Origin of the sequence: Robiginitalea sp. (genome assembly GCF_049588695.1) — a bacterium.
Lineage (GTDB): Bacteria > Bacteroidota > Bacteroidia > Flavobacteriales > Flavobacteriaceae > Robiginitalea.
On record NZ_JBAVZJ010000299.1, the window covers coordinates 1 to 2,878 of the forward strand.

At 50.8% G+C, this 2,878-nt stretch carries 4 protein-coding genes; all 4 read left to right on the forward strand.

What is annotated here, in order from left to right; all coding sequences use genetic code 11:
* Positions 1-403: chorismate-binding protein (locus WBV75_RS07415; RefSeq protein WP_424119995.1), on the forward strand; the 403-nt coding region annotated here is incomplete at its 5' end.
* A 1-nt stretch (position 404) separates the two neighbouring features.
* On the forward strand, positions 405-974 hold the full coding sequence (locus WBV75_RS07420) for an anthranilate synthase component II (RefSeq protein ID WP_424119996.1): 570 nt from the start codon (positions 405-407) through the stop codon (positions 972-974).
* On the forward strand, positions 971-1,963 hold the full coding sequence (trpD, locus tag WBV75_RS07425; RefSeq protein ID WP_424119997.1) for an anthranilate phosphoribosyltransferase: 993 nt from the start codon (positions 971-973) through the stop codon (positions 1,961-1,963). Before WBV75_RS07420 ends, trpD begins: the two co-directional genes overlap by 4 nt.
* 14 nt (positions 1,964-1,977) lie before the next feature.
* Positions 1,978-2,763 carry an indole-3-glycerol phosphate synthase TrpC gene (gene trpC / locus WBV75_RS07430; RefSeq protein WP_424119998.1) on the forward strand — a complete coding sequence of 262 codons (786 nt, stop codon included), beginning with the start codon at positions 1,978-1,980 and terminating at the stop codon, positions 2,761-2,763.
* The last annotated feature ends 115 nt before the right edge of the window (positions 2,764-2,878 follow it).

Below are 2,878 nucleotides of genomic sequence, written 5' to 3' on the forward strand. Positions count from 1 at the left end.
GGTAGAAACCTACCGTGAAGTACAGTTTTTCTCACATGTTATCCACCTGGTCTCCAAAGTGACTGGGAAAATAAAAAAAGGAATCCCCACGATGAAGGTTGTAGCCGATACCTTCCCGGCAGGGACGTTGAGTGGGGCCCCGAAGCACAAGGCCATGCAGCTGATAGAAAGGTATGAAAAGACGAGTAGGAACTACTACGGGGGAGCCATTGGTTTTATGGCGTTTGACGGAGATTTCAATCACGCCATTATGATTCGCACCTTCCTGAGTAAAAACCACAGCCTTTACTTTCAGGCCGGGGCAGGGCTGGTAGCAGCCTCCAATCCACAGGCCGAACTTGAGGAAACATACAACAAACTGGGGGCACTCACCAAGGCACTGGAAATTGCAGAAAAAATCTGATATGAAAAAGGTCCTGGTCCTTGATAATTACGACAGCTTTACCTACAACCTGGTACACTATCTTGAAGACCTGGGTTGTGAGGTGGTGGTACGAAGAAATGACAGGCTCGACCTCGGGGAATTATCAGATTTTGAACAGGTCGTGCTTTCCCCGGGGCCCGGCATCCCCGATGAAGCCGGAATGCTTAAAGAGCTGATTCGAATTGGGGCAAAATCCAAGCGGATCCTTGGGGTTTGTCTGGGCCAGCAAGCCATTGCCGAAGTATTCGGGGGTCGGCTTGTAAATCTAAAACAGGTGTACCATGGGGTAGCCACCTCAATCACCATCAAAGGGGATGACGTATTGTACAGGGGGTTACCGGAAAAAATTGAGGTAGGTCGTTACCATTCCTGGGTGGTTCACCCGGATCTTCCCCCGTGCCTTGAGGTTACTGCGACAGATTCGACGGGAACCGTAATGTCCCTCAGGCATCTGGAATACGATATCCGGGCGGTAGAGTATCACCCGGACTCGGTTCTGACACCTGATGGCAAAACCATAATAGCGAACTGGCTAAATGCGAAAAAATGAAAGAGATTTTAAATAAACTCATCGAACACCAGTGGCTCAGCAGGGAGGAATCCCGAAGGGTCCTTATCGAGGTGGCCTCAGGGACTTTTAACACCAGTCAGATTGCAGCTTTCCTCACCGTTTATATGATGCGCAGTGTCACCATCGAAGAGTTGGAAGGGTTTCGTGATGCCTTGTTAGAACTCTGCCATGCTGTGGACCTGGCCGAATATCAGGCGATTGACCTGTGCGGTACCGGGGGAGATGGAAAAAACACCTTTAATATTTCAACGTTGGCCTCCTTTGTCGTTGCCGGCGCGGGGATCCCTGTAAGCAAACACGGAAATTACGGGGTCTCTTCAACCTGTGGCAGCAGTAACGTCCTGGAATTTCTGGGCATTCGATTCAGCTCCGATTCTGATTTCCTGAAGAAATCCCTGGACCAGGCCGGCATCTGTATCCTCCATGCCCCATTGTTCCACCCGGCTATGAAAGAAGTAGCACCCATACGCCGGGAGTTGGGTGTTAAAACTTTTTTCAATATGCTCGGGCCCATGGTAAACCCGGCTTTTCCAAAATACCAGATGGTCGGCGTTTTTAATCTGGAATTGGCACGGATGTACGGCTATCTCTACCAGAACACAGACAAGACTTATAGCATCCTTCACGGGTTGGACGGTTATGACGAAATCACACTTACAGGCCCTGCTAAGGTGCTTGGCAACAAGGTAGAATCTGTTTTAAACCCTGAAGATTTTGGACTCACCAAAATAACGGCTCAGGAACTCGAGGGTGGAGATAGTATCGAAAAAGCAGCTCAAATATTTATCGACGTGCTTCAGGGCAAGGGAACCCCGAGCCAGGAAGCCGTAGTCTGCGTAAATGCGGGTATTGCCATTGCCACGGCGACGGGGTGCACACCCAGGGAAGGGTATGAAAAAGCCTGTGAGTCCCTGAAGAACAAAAGCGCCCAACAATCTTTTAAAAAGCTGCAGGCGCTCAGCGCCTGACGTATCCATTCGCCATGAGTATTCTCGAAAAAATCATACAGGATAAAAAAAAGGAAGTCGAACTGCGGAAGACGGTACTCCCGGCGGCCAAACTGGAAGGTTTTGGACTTTTTGACCGGCAGACCGTATCCCTGAAAAATACACTGAAAGCACGGGAAACGGGGATTATCGCGGAACATAAGAGAAGGTCACCCTCCCGTGCCATCATCAATCAGGATAGCAGCGTATCCGATATTGTATCCGGATACACGGCCGCAGGGGCGGGTGGGATTTCCGTACTCACCGATGGAAAATACTTCGGGGGATCCCTGGACGATCTCCTGCTCGCCCGGGCCTCGACATCCCTGCCCTTGTTGCGAAAAGAATTTATAGTAGATCCCTATCAGATATTGGAAGCCAGGGCCTTCGGGGCAGATGCCATATTGCTTATCGCAGCCGTTCTCTCCAGGGAAGCCCTTGGGAGCCTGTGCAAATCCGCCCAGGCATTGGGCATGGAGGTATTGCTCGAGGTGCATTCCCAGGCAGAACTCGAATTTTCCCTGGACGCCGGGGCAGACCTTATCGGGGTAAACAATCGGAATCTCAAGACTTTCGAAGTATCCCTGGAGATCAGCAGGACCCTCAGCGATTTAATTCCGGATGGCGTGGGTAAGATTTCCGAAAGCGGCTTAAAAAGCCCGGACCAGATCCGGGAATTGAAAGACCTGGGATTCGACGGGTTCCTCATGGGCGAGGCATTCATGAAAACAGCACAACCCGGGAAAGCCCTGGGTGACTTCCTTAAAAAAACAGGGGGATGAAATTCAAGGTCTGTGGAATGAAATACAATCCTGCCGAGGTCATGCAGCTCGGCCCGGACTACCTCGGGTTTATTTTCTGGGGAGGCACCCCCCGCGATTTTACCGGGCGTGTAAT